Annotated in this window: 15 protein-coding genes; 13 read left to right on the top strand and 2 right to left on the bottom strand. The window is 64.0% G+C overall.

Features of this window, described 5'->3' with window-relative positions; translation table 11 throughout:
• Window positions 1–42 precede the first annotated feature (42 nt).
• The 3 genes from L1965_RS03010 (at window position 43) to L1965_RS03000 (ending at window position 3,757) form a co-directional block, all read left to right on the top strand.
• Window positions 43–1,494, top strand: coding sequence for an aldehyde dehydrogenase family protein (locus L1965_RS03010; protein ID WP_235754909.1), 1,452 nt, complete (start codon window positions 43–45; stop codon window positions 1,492–1,494).
• A gap of 178 nt (window positions 1,495–1,672) precedes the next feature.
• Window positions 1,673–2,161, top strand: coding sequence for a hypothetical protein (locus tag L1965_RS03005; protein WP_235754908.1), 489 nt, complete (start codon window positions 1,673–1,675; stop codon window positions 2,159–2,161).
• Window positions 2,162–2,191: 30 nt separating this feature from the next.
• Window positions 2,192–3,757: a polysaccharide pyruvyl transferase family protein gene (locus L1965_RS03000; protein ID WP_235754907.1), complete on the top strand. Its 1,566-nt coding sequence runs from the start codon at window positions 2,192–2,194 to the stop codon at window positions 3,755–3,757.
• A 40-nt stretch (window positions 3,758–3,797) separates the two neighbouring features.
• Here L1965_RS03000 and L1965_RS02995 read toward each other — a convergent pair whose 3' ends face one another.
• Both L1965_RS02995 and L1965_RS02990 read right to left on the bottom strand, forming a co-directional pair.
• Window positions 3,798–4,499, bottom strand: coding sequence for a response regulator transcription factor (locus tag L1965_RS02995; protein WP_235754906.1), 702 nt, complete (start codon window positions 4,497–4,499; stop codon window positions 3,798–3,800).
• A complete protein-coding gene (locus L1965_RS02990; RefSeq protein ID WP_235754905.1) occupies window positions 4,496–6,361 on the bottom strand; it encodes a hybrid sensor histidine kinase/response regulator in 1,866 nt (621 codons plus the stop codon). Before L1965_RS02990 ends, L1965_RS02995 begins: the two co-directional genes overlap by 4 nt.
• A gap of 226 nt (window positions 6,362–6,587) precedes the next feature.
• Between L1965_RS02990 and L1965_RS02985 the strand changes: the two genes are divergently transcribed.
• From L1965_RS02985 to L1965_RS02940, 10 genes are all read left to right on the top strand, one after another.
• Window positions 6,588–8,564, top strand: coding sequence for an AMP-binding protein (locus L1965_RS02985; protein ID WP_235754904.1), 1,977 nt, complete (start codon window positions 6,588–6,590; stop codon window positions 8,562–8,564).
• A gap of 152 nt (window positions 8,565–8,716) precedes the next feature.
• Window positions 8,717–9,520, top strand: coding sequence for a class I SAM-dependent methyltransferase (locus tag L1965_RS02980; RefSeq protein ID WP_235754903.1), 804 nt, complete (start codon window positions 8,717–8,719; stop codon window positions 9,518–9,520).
• Window positions 9,520–10,341: an ABC transporter ATP-binding protein gene (locus L1965_RS02975; RefSeq protein ID WP_235754902.1), complete on the top strand. Its 822-nt coding sequence runs from the start codon at window positions 9,520–9,522 to the stop codon at window positions 10,339–10,341. The genes L1965_RS02980 and L1965_RS02975 overlap by 1 nt, the downstream gene beginning before the upstream one ends.
• A gap of 21 nt (window positions 10,342–10,362) precedes the next feature.
• Window positions 10,363–11,346 carry a branched-chain amino acid ABC transporter permease gene (locus L1965_RS02970; RefSeq protein ID WP_235754901.1) on the top strand — a complete coding sequence of 328 codons (984 nt, stop codon included), beginning with the start codon at window positions 10,363–10,365 and terminating at the stop codon, window positions 11,344–11,346.
• Window positions 11,347–11,494: 148 nt separating this feature from the next.
• Window positions 11,495–12,571 (top strand): branched-chain amino acid ABC transporter permease, encoded by a 1,077-nt coding sequence (locus L1965_RS02965; protein WP_235754900.1) that lies wholly within the window; start codon window positions 11,495–11,497, stop codon window positions 12,569–12,571.
• 52 nt (window positions 12,572–12,623) lie between these two features.
• Window positions 12,624–13,907 (top strand): ABC transporter substrate-binding protein, encoded by a 1,284-nt coding sequence (locus L1965_RS02960; protein WP_235754899.1) that lies wholly within the window; start codon window positions 12,624–12,626, stop codon window positions 13,905–13,907.
• 56 nt (window positions 13,908–13,963) lie between these two features.
• Window positions 13,964–14,785, top strand: coding sequence for an ABC transporter ATP-binding protein (locus tag L1965_RS02955; protein ID WP_235754898.1), 822 nt, complete (start codon window positions 13,964–13,966; stop codon window positions 14,783–14,785).
• 10 nt (window positions 14,786–14,795) lie between these two features.
• Entirely contained in the window at window positions 14,796–16,013 is a 1,218-nt protein-coding gene (locus L1965_RS02950; RefSeq protein ID WP_235754897.1) for a phenylacetate--CoA ligase family protein, read from the top strand.
• A gap of 84 nt (window positions 16,014–16,097) precedes the next feature.
• A complete protein-coding gene (locus L1965_RS02945) occupies window positions 16,098–16,862 on the top strand; it encodes a flagellar motor protein MotB (RefSeq protein ID WP_235754896.1) in 765 nt (254 codons plus the stop codon).
• Between the two features lie 87 nt (window positions 16,863–16,949).
• Window positions 16,950–18,266, top strand: coding sequence for a flagellar hook protein FlgE (locus L1965_RS02940; protein ID WP_235754895.1), 1,317 nt, complete (start codon window positions 16,950–16,952; stop codon window positions 18,264–18,266).
• Window positions 18,267–18,297 lie beyond the last annotated feature (31 nt).

Genomic DNA, 18,297 nt, shown 5'->3' with positions numbered 1-18,297 from the left:
CGGTGTCACCTTCGTCCCGACAAGCCAAAAAAGGAGGATGCGATGGGCTCGCTTCTGGACAAGCGCAAATTCTATGTTGACGGCCAGTGGACGGACCCGGTCGAGGGCCGCGACATGGAGGTGATCGACCCCTCGACCGAAGAGCCTGTCGCAGTGATATCCCTCGGCGGTCAGGGCGATACCGATGCGGCTGTCGCCGCCGCCAAGCGCGCCTTTCCGGCCTGGTCACGGACCGCGCCGGCCGAGCGACTGGCCCATGTCGAACGCATCCTCGCGATCTATGAACGGCGCGCCGACGACATGGCCTGGGCCATCAGCCACGAAATGGGCGCGCCGCAGGACATGTCGCGGGAAGACCAGGTCGGGGCAGGCAGCTCGCATATCCGGAACTTCATCACCGCGTTCAAGGGGTTCGAGTTCGTCCGTCCGCTTGGCGATCATGCGCCCTCCTGCGTGACCACCTGGGAGCCGGTGGGCGTGGTCGGGCTGATCACGCCCTGGAACTGGCCGATGAACCAGGTCACGCTGAAGGTCATTCCGGCGATTCTGGCGGGCGATACCTGCATTCTGAAACCGTCCGAGATCGCGCCGCTGTCCTCGATGCTGTTTGCCGAGATCATCGACGAGGCCGGTCTGCCAAAGGGTGTATTCAACCTGGTCAACGGCGACGGCACCGGCGTCGGCACGCAGTTGTCCACCCATCCCGATGTCGCGATGATCAGCTTTACCGGATCGACGCGAGCCGGCATCGCGATCACCAAAGCGGCGGCGGACAGCCTGAAGAAGGTGGTCCTGGAACTGGGCGGGAAGGGCGCGAACATCGTCTTCGCGGATGCCGACGAGAAGGCGGTGACACGCGGGGCGCGGCATTGTTTCTACAACACCGGCCAGTCCTGCAACGCCCCCACCCGGATGCTGGTCGAGCGGTCCATCTATGATCGCGCCGTCGAGACAGCAGCCAGGGTGGCCAGCGAGACGGCGGTCGCCGCCGCGCATCAGCCGGGCGCGCATATCGGGCCGGTGGTCTCGAAACAGCAATGGGAAAAGATCCAGGATCTGATCCAGGCCGGGATCGACGAGGGCGCGCGGCTTGTCGCCGGCGGCACCGGCCTGCCCGAAGGCGTGAATCGCGGCTATTTCGTGCGGCCGACGGTGTTTGCCGATGTCAGCAACGACATGACCATCGCCCGGCAAGAGATCTTCGGCCCGGTCCTGTCGATCATTCCCTTCGACAGCGAGGACGAGGCGGTGCGGATCGCCAACGACACGCCTTACGGGCTGACCAACTATGTCCAGAGCCAGGACGGCGCCAGGCGCAACCGCGTGGCGCGGCAGCTGCAATCCGGCATGGTCGAGATGAACGGGGTGTCGCGCGGGGCCGGTTCGGCCTTTGGCGGGGTCAAGATGTCGGGACGTGCGCGCGAGGGCGGCGTGATGGGCCTCGAGGAGTTCATGGACAGCAAGGCCATCAGCGGCTGGGACCCTGACCGCTGATGGCCGCTGGCCGCACCCGGGCCTGACAGGCGGCGGCTTCGGTCGCCGCATCCGGTCTGTTTACCCGGCTTCGCGGCGATGGCTGCATCTTGGCATCGCACATGTGACAACCGGCAGATGTGGTGTCGCTTTCGACAAGCTGTCAGGGACGGCAGGAAACGTCGTCGCAGGGATCAAGATGGGGCTTTTCGACAGGGTTCGCCGGATGCGTGGCGATCGGGCGGACCGCGCGCTGGTTGAACGCCTGTCCGCCAAGGGGCTTGTCCCGCAGCGACTTGGCCATTGCCTCGGGTCGCCGCAAGGCCGGAGGATCTTTCTGATCTCGAACGGGCCGTTGGACTGCGCCGACAGGATCGCGCGCGACGCGGCCGCCGACGACGTGATGATCCAGTTCAACAGTTGCAGGCATTCCGAGGCGCTGGAGGGCGCGAAGGCGCATCATGTCTACCTGCTTCACATGCGCCCGGTCGGCGGCAAGGTGATCGGCGGCGAGGCGCTCGCCGCCCGTCTGGGCAGCGATCTGCCTGCGGATGATGATCCTGTCGCCGTGGCCTGCTATGGCGGGCGATTCCTGACCCGGGATGCCGTCGAGCGCGCAAATCACCGGGGATTCGCCCTGCTCGATTATGATGCGCTTCTGAAGGCTGCGGCGGCCGATATTCCGTAGCGGATCATCCCCTCGATCGGGTTCACCGCGGTGCTGCTTCTGCTGCATGTCAACCGCATCCGCCAGGAATGCGGGCTGCCGCCGCACCGGATCATCCTTGCGGGCTATACCGGCGCCTATCCTCATGCGGTGTTCGTTCGCCATGACTTTGCGTTCGAACAGCGTTTCTACGAACAGTGCCCGGATCTTTTCTGCGTCGATGAGGCAGGCGGGGTGATGCCCTACCGCCCCTCGTCGCAGCGGCTGAAGTCGAACCTGCGCAACATGATCCCGGAGGACTTCGATTTCCTTCAGGCGGATCGATCGTCGCTGCTGGCCCTGCTTTCGAAATCGGCGTTCCAGGAGGGCGATGTCGAGCTTTCGGTCGAGCTGGCCAGAATGTCGCTGTGGTTCAGGCCGCGCAACATCGGCAAGAGTCTGCGGCTGCTGCTGGACGGCGAGATCGCTGCCGGCGAGCGGCAGGACTATCAGGACGCAGGCGTGCGGGTGATCGTGCCGAAGCCCGGCAAGGGGCACCGGCTTGTGCCCTTGCAGGCTGCAAGCCGCGTGCTCGACCCCGTCGACTTCACCAGGGGAATGGCAGAATTCGACCACCGCTTCGGCGCGCATGGCGCCTACACGATGCAGGCGGATGGCGGCGCGCGGCGGGCGCTGATCGTCAACCATACGGTCTGGCTTGCGCCCAACGGTCAGCATCTGGGCTGCCGGGTCGTGTCCGAGCAGATCGAAAAGGAGCTTGCGTCGAGGGGCATCGAGATCGCCGGGTGGGCCAACAGTCTTGAAGGGCTGAACAGGATCATCGCGATGGATCCGGGGCTGGGGTTCGATGCGGTGGTTATCAATGGCGAAGGAACGCTGCATCACGGAAGGCCAAGGGCCTTCGAGATCCTGGTGATGGGCAGGACGCTGGCCGGCATGGGCAAGGACGTGCATCTGATCAACGCGGTCTGGGAACAGAACCCCGATCACTTCCTGGAACCGCTGCAGCATTTCAGGTCGGTCGCGGTGCGGGATCAGGATTCCGCCCGAACCCTGTCGGCTGCGGGCGTGTCGGCAATCTATGCGCCGGACCTGTCCTGGAGCCATGACCTGCCGACCGCAGGCAAGGCCTGCGACGAGGGCCTGATCGGGGTTCAGGACAACGTCCTTCGCGACGCCTCGCGATGCCTTGCCGCGGTGGCGCGCCGGACCTCGCTGCCATATTTCGTCATGGCGCGGCATTCTTACGAGATCCAGCAGGAAATCCTTGAGGGCAAGGACCCGCTGCGGCTGCCGAAGGTTCTGGAGCTGGACGATTTCAAGGGGATGTCGGCCTGGATCAGCGGCAGGTATCACGGAACGATCCTGGCGTTGCGTCATCGCCAGAAGGTGGTGGCGACGGCCTCGAACACATCGAAGATCTCGCGGCTTCTGGACGAATTGCGGATGGGCGGGGCCTTCATCGAGGACGCGCAGTTCGGGTCGGACGCGGAATTCTGGGACCAGGCGCGCAGGCAGCTGGACGCCTATCCGGCCGGTTGGGCCGAGCGGGTCGAGGCGTTCGAAGCGCTGGCCCGCCGCAGCTCGGCCGAGATGTTCGACCGGATCGCCGGCTAGGGCGGCGCGGCGCGGCGGGGCAAGCCGCGCGCCGGCGCCGTCATCCGATCTCGGCCAGGAAGATATAGCCCGCGCCGTAGATGGTCTTGATCAGGCGGGGGTTCCTGGGGTCCTCGCCAAGCTTGGTGCGAAGCCGCGAAATCCGCACATCCATGGCCCGGTCAAAGCTTTCGCCGGCCGCCCCCCCCAGCGTCTCCAGCATCTGGGTGCGGGTAATCAGGCGGCGCGGCATGTCGGTAAACATGCGCAGCACCTCGGCCTCGGCATGGCTGAGCGGGGTGGCGGCGCCGTCCGGCGCGATCAGCATGTACCGGTCGAAATCGGCGGTCCAGCCGGCAAAGCGTACGGTCGACCCGGCCCGCCCGGCGGGCTGGGCCGGGCGCCGCAGCCTTGCACGGATCCGGGCAACGACCTCGGCCGGTTCGAAGGGCTTGATGATGTAATCGTCGGCCCCCAGTTCCAGGCCGGTCACGCGATCCTGGACCTGCGCGCGGCCCGATATGATGATGATCGCAGCACCCGATTCGGTCGCCAGCCGGTGCACGAGCGCCAGCCCGTCGCGGTCGGGCAGGCCGAGGTCGATCAGGCAGGCATCCGGGGTGATTCGCCGCAGCGCGGCCTCGAACTCGGTGGCGCGGGCAAAGGCCACGCTGCGGAAACCCGCATCCTCCATGGCCTGCGACAGCAGCCGGCGGATTTCCGGCTCGTCGTCGAGGATCGCGATCAGCGGGGCGTCGGTCATGTCCTCTTTCCGGCTTCGGCCAGCGCCGCGGCAAGGCGGGCCTGTGTGAACGGTTTCGTCAGCACCGGCCCCTGCGCCCGTGCGCGCAGCGGATCGCCCGGCGGCAGCGAGGTCATCAGCACCATCGGCAAGGACGCGTCCAGATCGACGCCCAGCCCGTCGCCAAGCTGGATGTCGGACAGCATCATGGTCAGGCCGGGCAGGTCGGTCATGGCGCACGCCTCGGCGAGGCTGCCGGCCTCGAGCACGGCGTGACCCAGATCGGTCAACTGGCCGCGAACCTGCATGCGGACGCTGTCGTCGTCCTCGACGAGCAGGATCATCTGGCGGGCGATGGGGCGCAGCGGCAGGCGCAGCCTCACGCGACCGCCACGCGGGGTATTGTCGAGCCGCATCGTGCCGCCGACCAGCTTGGTCTGGTCATAGACCATCGACAGGCCAAGACCGGAGCCCTGTCCCTTCTTGGTCGTGAAGAACGGTTCGGCTGCCCGCGCCAGCGCCTCGGGCGTGAAGCCGGGGCCGGTGTCGGTGACGGTCAGTTCGATCCACTCTCCGCTGAAGCGCGCCTCCAGCGCGATGACACCGGGCCCGGCAATGGCGGCGTTGGCGTTCAGGATCAGGTTCAGAAGCGAATCCTGCAAGGCGCCGGCGTCCAGCAGCACCTGGCCATCGGGCAGGTCGATGGCAAGGTCGAGCACCGTCCCTTCGGCCAGCGAGGGGCGGGCCAGCGTTGCGACGTCGCGCAGCAGTCTGGCCAGATCGACCGGTTGCAACGCCATCTCGCGCGGGCCGCTGATCCTGGCCAGACGGTCCAGCAGGGTGGCGCCGCGCCGGGCCGCGGCCAGCGTCGCCTGCACATCCTGCGCGGCATGGCCGGGCAGGTCCAGCGCCGCGAGCCGGCCCTGAAGCCCGAGAATGATGGTGAGAAGATTGCCGAAATCATGGGCCATGCCCGAGGTCAGCTGTGCCGCGAGGCTGCGCTTGGAGGCGTGCGACAGCGCCTCGCGGGCCTGCACCTCGGCACTGACATCGGTGGACAGGATATAGACCCCGTGGCTCGCGCTATCAGGAGTCAACGCGATGCGGATGCGCCGGCCCGAAGTCGGGTGGGTGATTTCGAACACCTGCGCTTCGCCTGACAGGGCGCATTCCAGCCACGGCCTGATCGCGTCGAAGGTCGGCGCGCCCAGGGCTTGTTCCACGGTCATGCCGATGACGTTGCCCGCCGCGCCCGGAAAGATCGATGGCAGCCGGCGATTTGAAAACGTGTAGCGGTATTCGCCATCGACATGGGCGATATGGGCCGGGACCATCTCGGTCACCTGCCGGGTGCGGGCCTCGGTCCGGGTCAGGATGCGCTGCGCCTCTTGCAGGGCGGCGTTGGTGGCGGCAAGTTCCCGGTTCGCCGCCGCCAGCCTCTCGGCATGATCCAGGACCTGTCCGGACAGTTCCTCGGACCGCGCGCGCAGCAGCGATTCCTGGCGCTTGATGTCGGTGATGTCGGTATAGACGGTGATCCAGCCGCCCTGCGCCAGCGGCGCGCCCTCGACCGCGATGCAGCAGCCATTGGCGCGCTCGCGCTCGAAGTAATGCGGCTGGAACGTGCGCGCCTGTTCGACGCGAAAGGCGACCGCCGCCTCGGGATCGTCCTGGGGTCCGTATTCGCCGCGCATGACCAGGAAACGGATCGTGTCCTCGAAACGGGTTCCGGGGTGGGTCAACTCCGCGGGAAGGTCGAACATCGCCTGATACTGGCGGTTGGCGACGGCAAGCCGCAGGTCGGCGTCAAAGATCGACAAGGCCTGGCCGATGAGATTCAGGCCCGAGCGGGTGAGGTCGGCGTAAAGTTCGTGCGGGGTCATCGATCTTGCCCTGTCATGTCGCGCGGGCGGCGGCTGGCCGGGTGTCGTGGCGCGCCTGGCTCGCCCGATCTTCGATAGCATTGCGCCGCCATGGGCGGAAGTGTTGTAACATTTTGTTGGATTCTCGAAAAACTGCGGCAAAGATTGGCGGCAACAGTATCGGCCATGCGGGGTGCGGAGGGGCGCGCCGCAGCGCGCTGCAAGAAAGCGCGACAGGGGAGGAAACATGCCGGACCAGCAGGCGCCGTCAGGCGAATTGCATTCACTTCCCGCGCTCTTGGCGCGGAATGCGGCCCGTTACGCCAACCGGCCCGCCTATCGCGAAAAGGAATTCGGGATATGGCAAAGCTGGACCTGGGCCGAGGCCGCCGAAGAGATCCGTGCCATGGCGCTGGGTCTGCTGGCACTGGGGCTGAAGCCCGGCGAACACGTCGCGATCATCGGACGCAACCGGCCGGCTCATTACTGGGGCATGATCGCCGCGCAGATGTGCGGAGCCGTCCCGGTGCCGCTGTATCAGGACGCGGTGGCCGAAGAGATGGCCTACGTGCTGGAACATTGCGGCGCCCGTTTCGTGCTGTGCGGCGACCAGGAGCAGGTGGACAAGGTTCTTGAGGTCGAGGAGACCGTCAAGGGGATTGAGCAGATCATCTATACCGACCGGCGCGGCATGCGGAAATACGATCATACCCGCATGAACGCGCTGGCCGATGTCCAGGCCGAGGGGCGTGCCGGCAGCACGCGGCTGGCGCCTGAACTGGACGCCCGCATCGCGCGGCTGGATTACGACAGCATCTGCGTGATGCTGTATACCAGCGGGACGACCGGCAAGCCCAAGGGCGTCGTGCTGTCCAACCGAAACATCATCGAGACCGCGAAGAATTCGGCCGATTTCGACCGGCTGACGCACCGCGAAGAGATCGTGGCCTATCTTCCGATGGCCTGGGTTGGCGATTTCATCTTCTCGGTCGGGCAGGCGCTGTGGGCGGGGTTCACCGTCAACTGCCCCGAGGGCGCGCACACGATGATGACCGACATGCGCGAGATCGGGCCGACCTATTTCTTCGCCCCGCCGCGCGTATTCGAGGGCCAGCTGACCACCGTGATGATCCGGATGGAGGACGCCAGCTCGCTCAAGCGCTGGATGTTCCGGCGTTTCATGGCGATCGCGCAGCGCGTCGGGCCGTCACTTCTGGACGACAAGCCGGTGGGTTTTGGGGACAGGCTGGCCTATGGGCTGGGCAATCTTCTGATTTACGGGCCGCTGAAGAACACGCTTGGCCTGTCGCGGGTTCGCGTCGGCTATACCGCAGGCGAGGCGATCGGCCCCGAGATCTTCGATTTCTATCGCAGCCTCGGCATCAACCTGAAGCAGCTTTACGGCCAGACAGAGGCCTCGGTGTTCATCACCCAGCAGCCCGACGGACAGGTGCGGTCCGACACGGTGGGCGTGGCCAGCCCCGGGGTGGAACTGAAGATCGCCGAGAATGGCGAGGTGTTCTATCGCGGCCCCGGCACCTTCGTCGAATACTTCAAGAACCCCGAAAGCACCGCGTCCACCAAGGACTCCGAGGGCTGGGTGGCCACCGGCGATGCGGGTTTCTTTGAGGAGGCCACCGGTCATCTGCGGATCATCGATCGCGCCAAGGATGTCGGCAAGATGGCCGATGGCAGCATGTTCGCGCCCAAATATGTCGAGAACAAGCTGAAATTCTACCCCAACATCCTCGAGGCCGTGGTGCTGGGCAACGGGCGCGATTTCTGCACGGCGATGATCAATATCGACCTGAACGCGGTCGGCAACTGGGCCGAACGCAACAATATCTCCTACGGCAGCTATCAGGAGCTGGCCGGGCATCCACAGGTCTACGCCACGATCAAGGACCATGTCGAAACGGTCAACAAATCGGTTGCCGACGATCCGATGCTGTCGGGCTGCCAGATCCACCGCTTCCTGGTGCTGCACAAGGAACTGGACCCCGACGACGGCGAGATGACCCGCACCCGCAAGGTCCGCCGTGCCGTGATCAGCGACAAGTTCGCCGATCTGGTGGCGGCGCTGTATGACGGGTCGGACAGCATCTATACCGAAACCGAGGTCACCTACGAGGACGGCCGCAAGGGCAAGATCACCGCGACGCTGAGGATCGAGGATGCGCAGGTCTTCGGCGACGCGCAGGGGCACAAGGTGGCGGCACAATGACTCAGCCCGTGGCAAAGACCTCTCGGGATGCGCAGGAAGCGGCGCTTTGTGATGGCCTTCTGGCCTGCCCTGATTGTCGCGCCGCGCTGAGCGCGGCGGCGGAATGTCAGGGATGCGGTGCGCGCTTTGAAGCCGAAGAGGATGGGACGCCCATGCTGTTTCCGACGGGTTCGCGGCGGGTCAGCTTTGATCTGCCCGCTGGTGCCTGCGATCCGTCACGGCTGGATGTGGACGCATTCTACCGCTATCCGAAAAGGCACGGCCAGCCGCGTGGCGGCACATATCACCTCGACCGCGCCCATGCCGATGTCATGGCGGACATGCGCAAGGACAGCCTTGTCATCGATCTGGGTTGCGGAGGGGCGCAGATGCGCGAATGGGTCGAGGGGCAGGGTCTGCGCTATCTGGGCACGGATGTGTCAAAGAGGCGGGTTCACGACTGGCTGCAACGCCATGGCGGGGCCGATATCCTCTGTGACAGCCACGCGCTTCCGTTTCGTGACGGGGTGGCGGATGTACTCTACAGCGCGGCGGTCTGGGAGCATCTGGCCTTTCCTCAGCTGGCAGCCCAAGAGGCCGCGCGCGTTCTGCGTCCGGGCGGGTATCACCTTGGCTCGGCCTCTTTTCTCGAACCCTGGCACGATTCCAGTTATTTCCACATGACCCCGTTCGGCATTCACATGTCGCTGATCCTCGCCGGCCTGAAGCCGCTCTATATCTGGCCAGAAACCGCATGGTCCGGCTTCGTTGCGATCATGCAGATGGGCAACAAGGCGACGAAGCCATTAAGCTTTCTCGGGCGGATCATGAATGCGTGGTATCTTGCGCCGAAAGCCGCTCAGGCGGCACTGCGCAATCGTCGCCTTCCGCAGCCATCCGACCTGATCCTGCCGCGAGGCATCGTCTCGGGCGCTATCGCTTGGATCGCACAGAAACCCAATGAGGAGCCGGCGTAATGGCGAGTGTTCCAGAAGAGGGCGTCGTGACGCCCGATGGCCGCCAGATCGGTGGTGTGCTGATGGAGATGAAGAACATCACGCTGCGCTTTGGCGGGGTGGTCGCGGTCAAGGATATCAGCTTTGACATCCGCAAGGGCGAGATCCGCGCGATCATCGGCCCGAACGGCGCGGGCAAGTCCTCGATGCTGAACGTCATCTCGGGCTTCTACAACCCGCAAGAGGGCGAGGTCTGGTTCAAGGGTTATCGCCGAGGGCCGATGAAGCCCTACGAGGTGGCCCGGCTGGGGATCGCGCGGACATTCCAGAACATCGCTCTGTTCGACGGAATGACGGTGCTCGACAACATCATGACCGGCCGGCTGAACAAGATGCGGTCCGGCTTTCTCGCGCAGGCGCTGTGGTGGGGTGCGGCCGAACGCGAAGAGATCGAGAACCGCGCCCAGGTCGAGAAGATCATCGACTTCCTGGAAATCCAGAACATCCGCAAGACTCCTGTGGGCCGGCTGCCCTACGGGCTGAAGAAGCGCGTCGAACTGGCCCGCGCGCTGGCCGCCGAGCCCCAGCTTCTGCTGCTGGACGAGCCGATGGCCGGCATGAATGTCGAGGAGAAGGAGGACATGTCCCGCTTCATCCTGGATGTGAATGACGAATTCGGGACAACCATCGCCCTGATCGAACACGACATGGGCGTGGTGATGGACATCAGCGACCGGGTGGTCGTGATGGATTACGGTCGCAAGATCGGTGACGGGACCCCCGCCGAGGTGCGTGGAAATCAGGAAGTCATCGACGCCTATCTGGGTGTCGCCCATGACTGACCGGTACAAGGAGAGCGCGAAATGGACCAGCTGATCTATGCCACCGAGGTCCTTCTGAACGGTCTGATGACCGGGGTGATGTATGCGCTGGTCGCCCTTGGATTCGTGCTGATCTTCAAGGCTTCGGGCGTCTTCAACTATGCACAGGGCGTGCTGGCGCTGTTTGCCGCGCTGACGCTGGTCGGCATCCAGCAGGGGCAGATCCCCTTCGCGCACATGATCAACGCGATGTTCGGAACCCACCTTGAAACCTTTGGCTGGACCGTGCCGTCGCTGGTGGCGATCCTGCTGACGGCGATGGTGATGGTCGTGCTGGCCTTCCTGATCGAGAAACTTGTCTTGCAGCATCTGGTCGGGCAGGAGCCGATCATCCTGTTCATGGCGACGATCGGCCTGGCCTATTTCCTGGAAGGCCTGGGCGATGTGATGTGGGGGGCCGATATCAAGACGCTGGATGTCGGGCTGCCGCAAGGCATCTCGGAGACGATCGAAGGGGTGACGGCCGACTGGTTCGGCTATGGGTTCTTCATCGATCGGCTGGATCTCTGGGCCACCGCGATCGCCGCGGCACTGGTCGCGGCGCTGGTCGCCTTCGCGCAATACACCAAGCAGGGCCGGGCGATGCGGGCGGTGGCCGACGACCATCAGGCGGCGCTGTCGGTCGGCATCAGCCTGCGCTTCATCTGGGTGATGGTCTGGTCGATCGCCGGCTTCGTGGCGCTGGTGGCGGGCATCATGTGGGGCACCAAATCGGGCGTGCAGTTCAGCCTGTCGCTGATCGCGCTGAAGGCGCTGCCGGTGCTGATGCTGGGAGGGTTCACCTCGATCCCCGGCGCGATTGTCGGCGGGCTGATCATCGGCGTGGGTGAGAAGCTGTTTGAATTCCTCATCGGCCCGATGATCGGCGGGGCCACCGAGAACTGGTTCGCCTATGTCCTGGCGCTGATCTTCCTCGTCTTCCGCCCCCAGGGGCTGTTCGGCGAGCGCATCATCGAGCGGGTGTGACCATGAACGATTTCAATGCCTCCGTTCGGGATGTCCGGGCACCGACGACGTGCGACGGGTCGCCCTGTCTTCGGTGCGGGACCGACACGCAGACTGAGGGCGACGGGGGCTGGACCCCCTCTGTGACGGCGATGCTGGGAGAGATTCAATGATCTATCGTGAGGCGGGCGACTTCAAGACCGGATACCGCGAAGACGGACAGACCTTTCCGATCAAGCTGGATCGCTGGGCCTATTATGGTGTGCTGGCCGTGGCGTTCGGGATCATCCCCTTCGTCATCAACGACTACTGGGCCAGCGCGGTGCTGGTGCCGTTCCTGATCTATGCGATCGCAGCGATGGGTCTGAACATCCTGACCGGTTATGCGGGTCAGGTCAGCCTGGGCACCGGTGGCTTCATGGCGGTGGGCGCTTATGCGGTCTACAAGCTGATGACCGCGTTCCCTGATGTCAATATCGTCATCCACATACTTCTGGCCGGTTTCGTGACCGCCTTCGTGGGCATGCTGTTCGGCCTGCCCAGCCTGCGGATCAAGGGGTTCTACCTCGCCGTGGCAACGCTGGCCGCGCAGTTCTTTCTGGTCTGGCTGTTCAACAAGGTGCCATGGTTCTACAACTATTCGGCGTCCGGTCAGATCACTGCCCCCGAGCGCACCTTTCTGGGCGAGGCGGTTACCGGACCGGCCAGCAGTGCCCCTGCGAAATATCTGATCTGCCTTGGCTTTGCCTTCGTGCTGGCCTGGTTGGCGCGGAACCTGACGCGCGGCATGCTGGGGCGCAAATGGATGGCAATCCGCGACATGGACATCGCCGCCGAGATCATCGGGGTGAACCCGCTTGGCGCGAAACTGTCCGCCTTCGCGATCAGCAGCTTCTTTATCGGAGTAGCCGGTGCGCTGCTCTTCGCCGTCTATCTGGGCGCGGCCGAGGTCGGCGAGGCATTCGGCATCAACAAGAGCTTCCTGGTGCTGTTCATGATCATCATCGGCGGGCTGGGCAGCATCTTCGGCAGCTTTGCGGGCGCGGCCTTCCTGGTCCTGCTGCCGGTGCTGTTGAAGAACCTGCTGGTCGGCAGCCTCGGATGGCCCACGGATCTGGCCGCGCATCTGGAGTTGATGATCGTCGGCGCACTGATCGTGTTCTTCCTGATCGTCGAGCCGCACGGACTGGCCCGGCTGTGGGCGCTGGCCAAGGACAAGCTGCGCTTGTGGCCGTTCCCGCACTGATACCATGAAAGACCGGGCAACCGGCAAAGTTCACCTTGGGGAGGAGACCCGAATGACACTGAAATTCACTGCACTTGTCGCCGCCGGACTGATGGCGGCCGCGCCCGCGATGGCCGATCTTGTCGTGCCCAATCTCAGCTACCGCACCGGACCCTATGCTGCCAACGGCATCCCTTATGCCGATGGGTTCAATGACTATTTCACCCTGCTGAACGAGCGCGACGGCGGCATCGGTGGCGAGAGGATCCAGGTTCCCGAATGCGAGACCGCCTACAACACCGAGAAGGGTGTGGAATGCTATGAATCGCTGAAGGGTCAGAACCCGCTGGTGATGAACCCGCTGTCCACCGGCATCACCTATCAGCTGATCCCGAAGGTCGGCTTCGACGGCATCCCGCTGTACACGCCGGGCTATGGCCGGACCTCGGCCAAGAATGGCAAGGTGTTCGAGTGGGTGTTCAACGCGCCCGCGAACTACTGGGATGGCGCGTCGGTCGCAGTGAAGCATATCCTGGATCAGGAAGGCGGCGATCTGAACGGCAAGAAGATCGCGCTGGTCTATCACAACAGCGCCTACGGCAAGGAGCCGATCCGGACCTTGCAGGAACTGTCGGAGAAACATGGTTTCGAGTTGCTGGAACTGCCCGTCGACGCGCCGGGGCAGGAGCAGAAAAGCCAGTGGCTGCAGATCCGCCGCGACAAGCCGGACTATGTCATCATGTATGCTTGGGGTGTGATGAACCAGGTCGCCATCCAGGAGGCGGTGAACATCCGTTTTCCGATGGACCACATGATCGGCATCTGGTGGTCGGGGTCCGAAAACGACGTGAAGCCCGCAGGCGCAGGCGCCGATGGCTACAAGGCGCTGACCTTCCACGGTGTCGGCCAGGATTACCCGCTCTATGACGACATGAAGACGCATGTCCTTGACGCCGGCAAGGCGTCCGGGGCCGGCGATCAGGTCGGCACGGTGCTGTATTCGCGCGGCGCCTACGCAGCTCTCGTGATCGCCGAGGCGATCCGCAAGGGGCAAGAAGTTGCCGGCACCTCGCAGATCAGCGCCGCGCAGCTGCGCGACGGTTTTGAAGCGCTGGACATCACCGCCGAGCGGATGGACGAGCTGGGCCTTCCGGATTTCGGTCAGCCGGTCAAGCTGTCCTGCGAGAACCACGGCGGCGACGGGCTGGCCCGGCTGCAGCAGTGGAGCGCGTCGGAGGAAAAATGGACCCTGATCACCGATTTCATCGAACCCGATGAAGAGGTGCTGGCGCCACTGATCGCCGAGGACAGCGCGGCCTACGCCGCCGAGGCCGGCGTCACCGAACGCTGCAACTGATCCCTGGCCCCGGCGGTGAGGTTTCCGCCGGGGTCCTTGACGCCACGGAGGTTGCCATGCTCGACGATGCGAACAGTGAGAAATTGTTGGAAGTCAACAATATAGAGGTGATCTACAATCACGTCATCCTGGTGCTTAAAGGTGTCAGCCTGTCGGTCCCGAAAGGTGGCATCACCGCTTTGCTGGGCGGCAATGGTGCCGGCAAGACGACGACGCTGAAGGCCATCTCGAACCTGCTGGCCAGCGAGCGCGGCGAGGTGACGAAAGGCAGCATCATCTATCGTGGCGAGCGTGTGGCCGGACAGAACCCGGCGGCACTGGTCAAGCGCGGCGTGATCCAGGTCATGGAAGGTCGGCATTGCTTCGAGCATCTGACCGTCGAGGAGAACCTGCTGACCGGCGCCTATACCCGCAGCGACGGCGCGGCCGCGGTCAAGCGCGATCTGGAAATGGTCTACGACTATTTCCCTCGCCTGCGCGAGCGGCGGAAATCTCAGGCCGGCTATACCTCGGGCGGAGAGCAGCAGATGGTGGCGATGGGGCGCGCGTTGATGTCGCGGCCCGAGACGATCCTTCTGGACGAGCCTTCGATGGGCCTGGCGCCGCAGCTGGTCGAGCAGATCTTCCAGATCGTCAAGGCCGTGAACGAGGGCGAAGGCGTCACCTTCCTGCTGGCCGAGCAGAACACCAATGTCGCCCTGCGATATGCCCATTACGGCTATATCCTCGAGAATGGCCGGGTGGTCATGGATGGCCCGGCCGCTCAGCTGCGCGAGAACCCGGATGTAAAGGAATTCTATCTGGGCATGTCGGACGAGGGGCGCAAGTCGTTCCGCGACGTGCGCAGCTATCGCCGGCGCAAGCGCTGGCTGGCCTGAGGGAGCCATCATGGGACATTATGACGATCTTGAAGTCCGCAGTCAGGACGAGCGTGGCGAGTCACTTGCGACAGCGCTGCCTCGGGCCGTGCGACGGGCGAAGACGGCACCGTTTCTGGCCCGGCTTCTGCGTCAGGTCGAACCGGAACAGATCATCGACCGCGCCGCGCTGGCCCATCTGCCGGTGATCCGCAAGGCCGAACTGTCCGAGGCGCAGCGCATCCGGCCCCCGTTCGGCGGGCTCACGACGCTGAAGGCGCACGAGTTCGACCATGTCTTTCAAAGCCCCGGTCCCATTTACGAACCGGGCCGCCGCGAGAATGACTGGTGGCGGTTGGGTCGGTTCCTGCACGCGTCCGGCGTCGGAAGAGGCGATATCGTCCAGAATTGCTTCGGCTATCACCTGACGCCCGCAGGCATGATGTTTGAATCGGGGGCAAGGGCGGTCGACGCCGCGGTGCTGCCTGCCGGCACCGGCCAGACCGACCTGCAGGTCCGTGCCGCCGCCGATATCGGCACAACCTGCTATGCCGGAACCCCGGATTTCCTGAAGGTGATCCTGGATCGGGCGGCCGAGATGGGCGAGACCCTGTCCTTCACCAAGGCCGTCGTCGGGGGCGGTGCGCTGTTCCCATCGCTTCGCCAGGCCTATGCGGACCAGGGCATCGTGACGCGGCAATGCTACGCGACCGCCGATCTGGGCAATATCGCCTATGAAAGCGAGGCGCTGGAAGGCATGATCGTCGATGAGGGGGTGATCGTCGAGATCGTCCGCCCAGGCACCGGCGATCCGGTCGGCGACGGCGAGGTGGGCGAAGTTCTGGTTACCACCCTGAACCCCGATTACCCGCTGATCCGCTTTGCCACTGGCGATCTGTCTGCCGTCCTGCCCGGCACCAGTCCTTGCGGTCGTACCAACATGCGCATCAAGGGCTGGATGGGACGGGCGGACCAGACCACCAAGATCAAAGGCATGTTCGTGCGTCCCGAACAGGTTGCCGCGCTGGTTGCGCGTCATCCGGAAATTGCCCGCGCCCGGGTCATAGCGGATCGCGATGGAGAGATGGATGTGATGACCGTCCAGCTGGAATCGCCCGCCGATTCAGTGGACGCCTACGTCACATCGGTCGCGGATACGCTGAAGCTCAGAGGCGTTATCCAGATCGTCGCGCCAGGCAGTCTGCCCAATGACGGCAAGGTCATCGAGGATCGGCGCAGCTATGACTGAATAGCGCCAATTTGATCCGTTAACTTGTTTGAAAGCCTGTTCGCGGCGACATTCGGAAAAGATGTTGCAAGGGCGGATATCACCATGGCTGCGGACAAGGGCTCCACCGGAGCAACGATCATTATCAAGCGTGGCCCGGAAGTGGTTGAAGAGGGTCACCACGGCGGTGCCTGGAAGGTCGCCTATGCAGACTTCGTGACCGCCATGATGGCGTTCTTCCTGTTGATGTGGTTGCTGAATGCGACCACAGAAAAGCAGCGGACAGGTCTGGCCGATTATTTCAACCCGACGATCGTGCACACACCGGGCGCCGCTGGCGACGGAATCGAGGCCGGCGTTCGCCATGCCGTACTCCAGGACGTTCCCGACAGCGAGATGGCGGCCGATTTCGAACAGCTTGCCGCGCATGTCCAGCAACAGCTTACCGGCACCGGCGCCGAATCGATGCAGATGACGAATATTCTGCGCCATGTGGTGACCCGGGTCACCGATGAAGGGCTGGTGATCGAATTGACCGATCTGACCGGCGAGCCACTGTTCGTTGACGATACCGCGCAGCCGCAACCGGCCCTCACAGAGCTGGCGCGGATCCTGTCCCGGGTTCTGGCGCGTGTGAAGAACGAACTGGCGATTTCGGGCCATGTCCGCGCCTATCCCGAGATGCTGGTGTCGTCGCCCGTCTGGGCCTTGTCCGATGCCCGCGCCCATGCGGTCCGCAACCTGCTGGAACGCGCGGAACTGGATCCGAAGCGGATCCAGCGGGTCACGGGCTATGCCGACCGCAAGAACCGCTCGGACAATCCGATGGATCCGGCGAACAACCGGATCGAGGTGATTTTACTCAGATGACCGGACAGGCGGCACGACGGTTAGGCGAATCTTAAGCTGTCTGCCGCATGGTCGGTCCCAACGCTGATCTGAAAAGGGTATCCGTCCATGTCCATGTCCTCCGCGCTGAATGCCGGCGTCGTCGGCCTTGTCGCGAATGCAACGCGTCTGGCGACGATTTCCGACAACATCGCCAATTCGGGAACCTATGGCTACAAGCGCATGGAAACCGAATTCGATGCATTCGTGCTCAATCAGAATCGTTCTGCGGGGCTTTATTCCGCCGGCGGTGTGCGCGCATCGACCTATCGGGCGATCGAGGAATACGGGGCGCTTGTTCCGACGGCGAACCCCCTGGACATCGCGATCGCCGGACGCGGGATGTTGCCGGTCACGTCGGCGGTTGATCTTGACAACGGTTTCCAGCAACTGCCCATGATGATGACCCGCACCGGATCGTTCCGCACCGATGCGGAAGGGGTGCTTCGCACGGAATCCGGGCTGGTGCTTCTGGGGTGGCCTGCCCAGGCGGACGGGTCGGTGCCGGTGATGCCGCGTGACACGATGGGCACGCTCCAGCCGGTGCGCATCTCGGCCAACCAGACTGCGGGCGATCCCACCACCCGGGTGAGTCTGGGCGTCAACCTTCCCGCGACACAGACGCTGCCGACCGCACCGGGAGACCCGCTGGCACTGAAGGTCGAGTATTTCGGCAACCTTGGAACCTCGGAGTCGCTGGATATCACCTTCATCCCCGACACGACGGATCCGACCGGGATGTCCAACACCTGGGTTATGGAAATCCGCGATTCCGCTTCCGACCCGGCGGCGAACCTGATCGGATCTTACCGCGTCGTATTCGACGACACGCAGGCGAATGGCGGCAGCATACAATCTGTCACCACTCTGACCGGCGGGGCGTATGATCCCGCGACGGGGGCGCTCTCGCTGACCGTCGCCGGCGGGCCGATGAGCCTGATGATCGGCACGCCGGCCGGTGCGACCGGTCTGCGGCAGCTTTCCGCCAGCTTCTCGCCGACAAATATTTCCAAGAACGGTTCGCCCGTCGGCAATCTGACAACGGTCGAAATCGACCAGGATGGCTTTCTGAAGGCGACGTATGACACCGGTTTCGTCAGGACACTCTACCAGATTCCTCTGGTTGACGTGCCCAATCCTAACGGACTGCTCTCAACCGACTCCCAAGCATTCAAGATATCGCCGACTTCGGGCAACTTCTTTCTATGGGATGCGGGCGACGGTCCTACCGGTTCCGTTCAGGGCTATGCTCGCGAGGCTTCAACCACCGATGTCGCCGAGGAACTGACGCACCTGATCCAGACGCAGCGCGCCTATTCCTCGAACGCCAAGATCATTCAGACGGTCGACGAGATGCTTCAGGAAACCACGAACATCAAGCGATGACGAGATCGCCTTGGCCTAAGTCGGAGAGTTG

It is taken from the genome of Paracoccus salsus (genome assembly GCF_021556615.1).
Classification (GTDB): domain Bacteria; phylum Pseudomonadota; class Alphaproteobacteria; order Rhodobacterales; family Rhodobacteraceae; genus Paracoccus; species Paracoccus salsus.
This window is presented reverse-complemented; position numbering and strand designations above follow the sequence as displayed.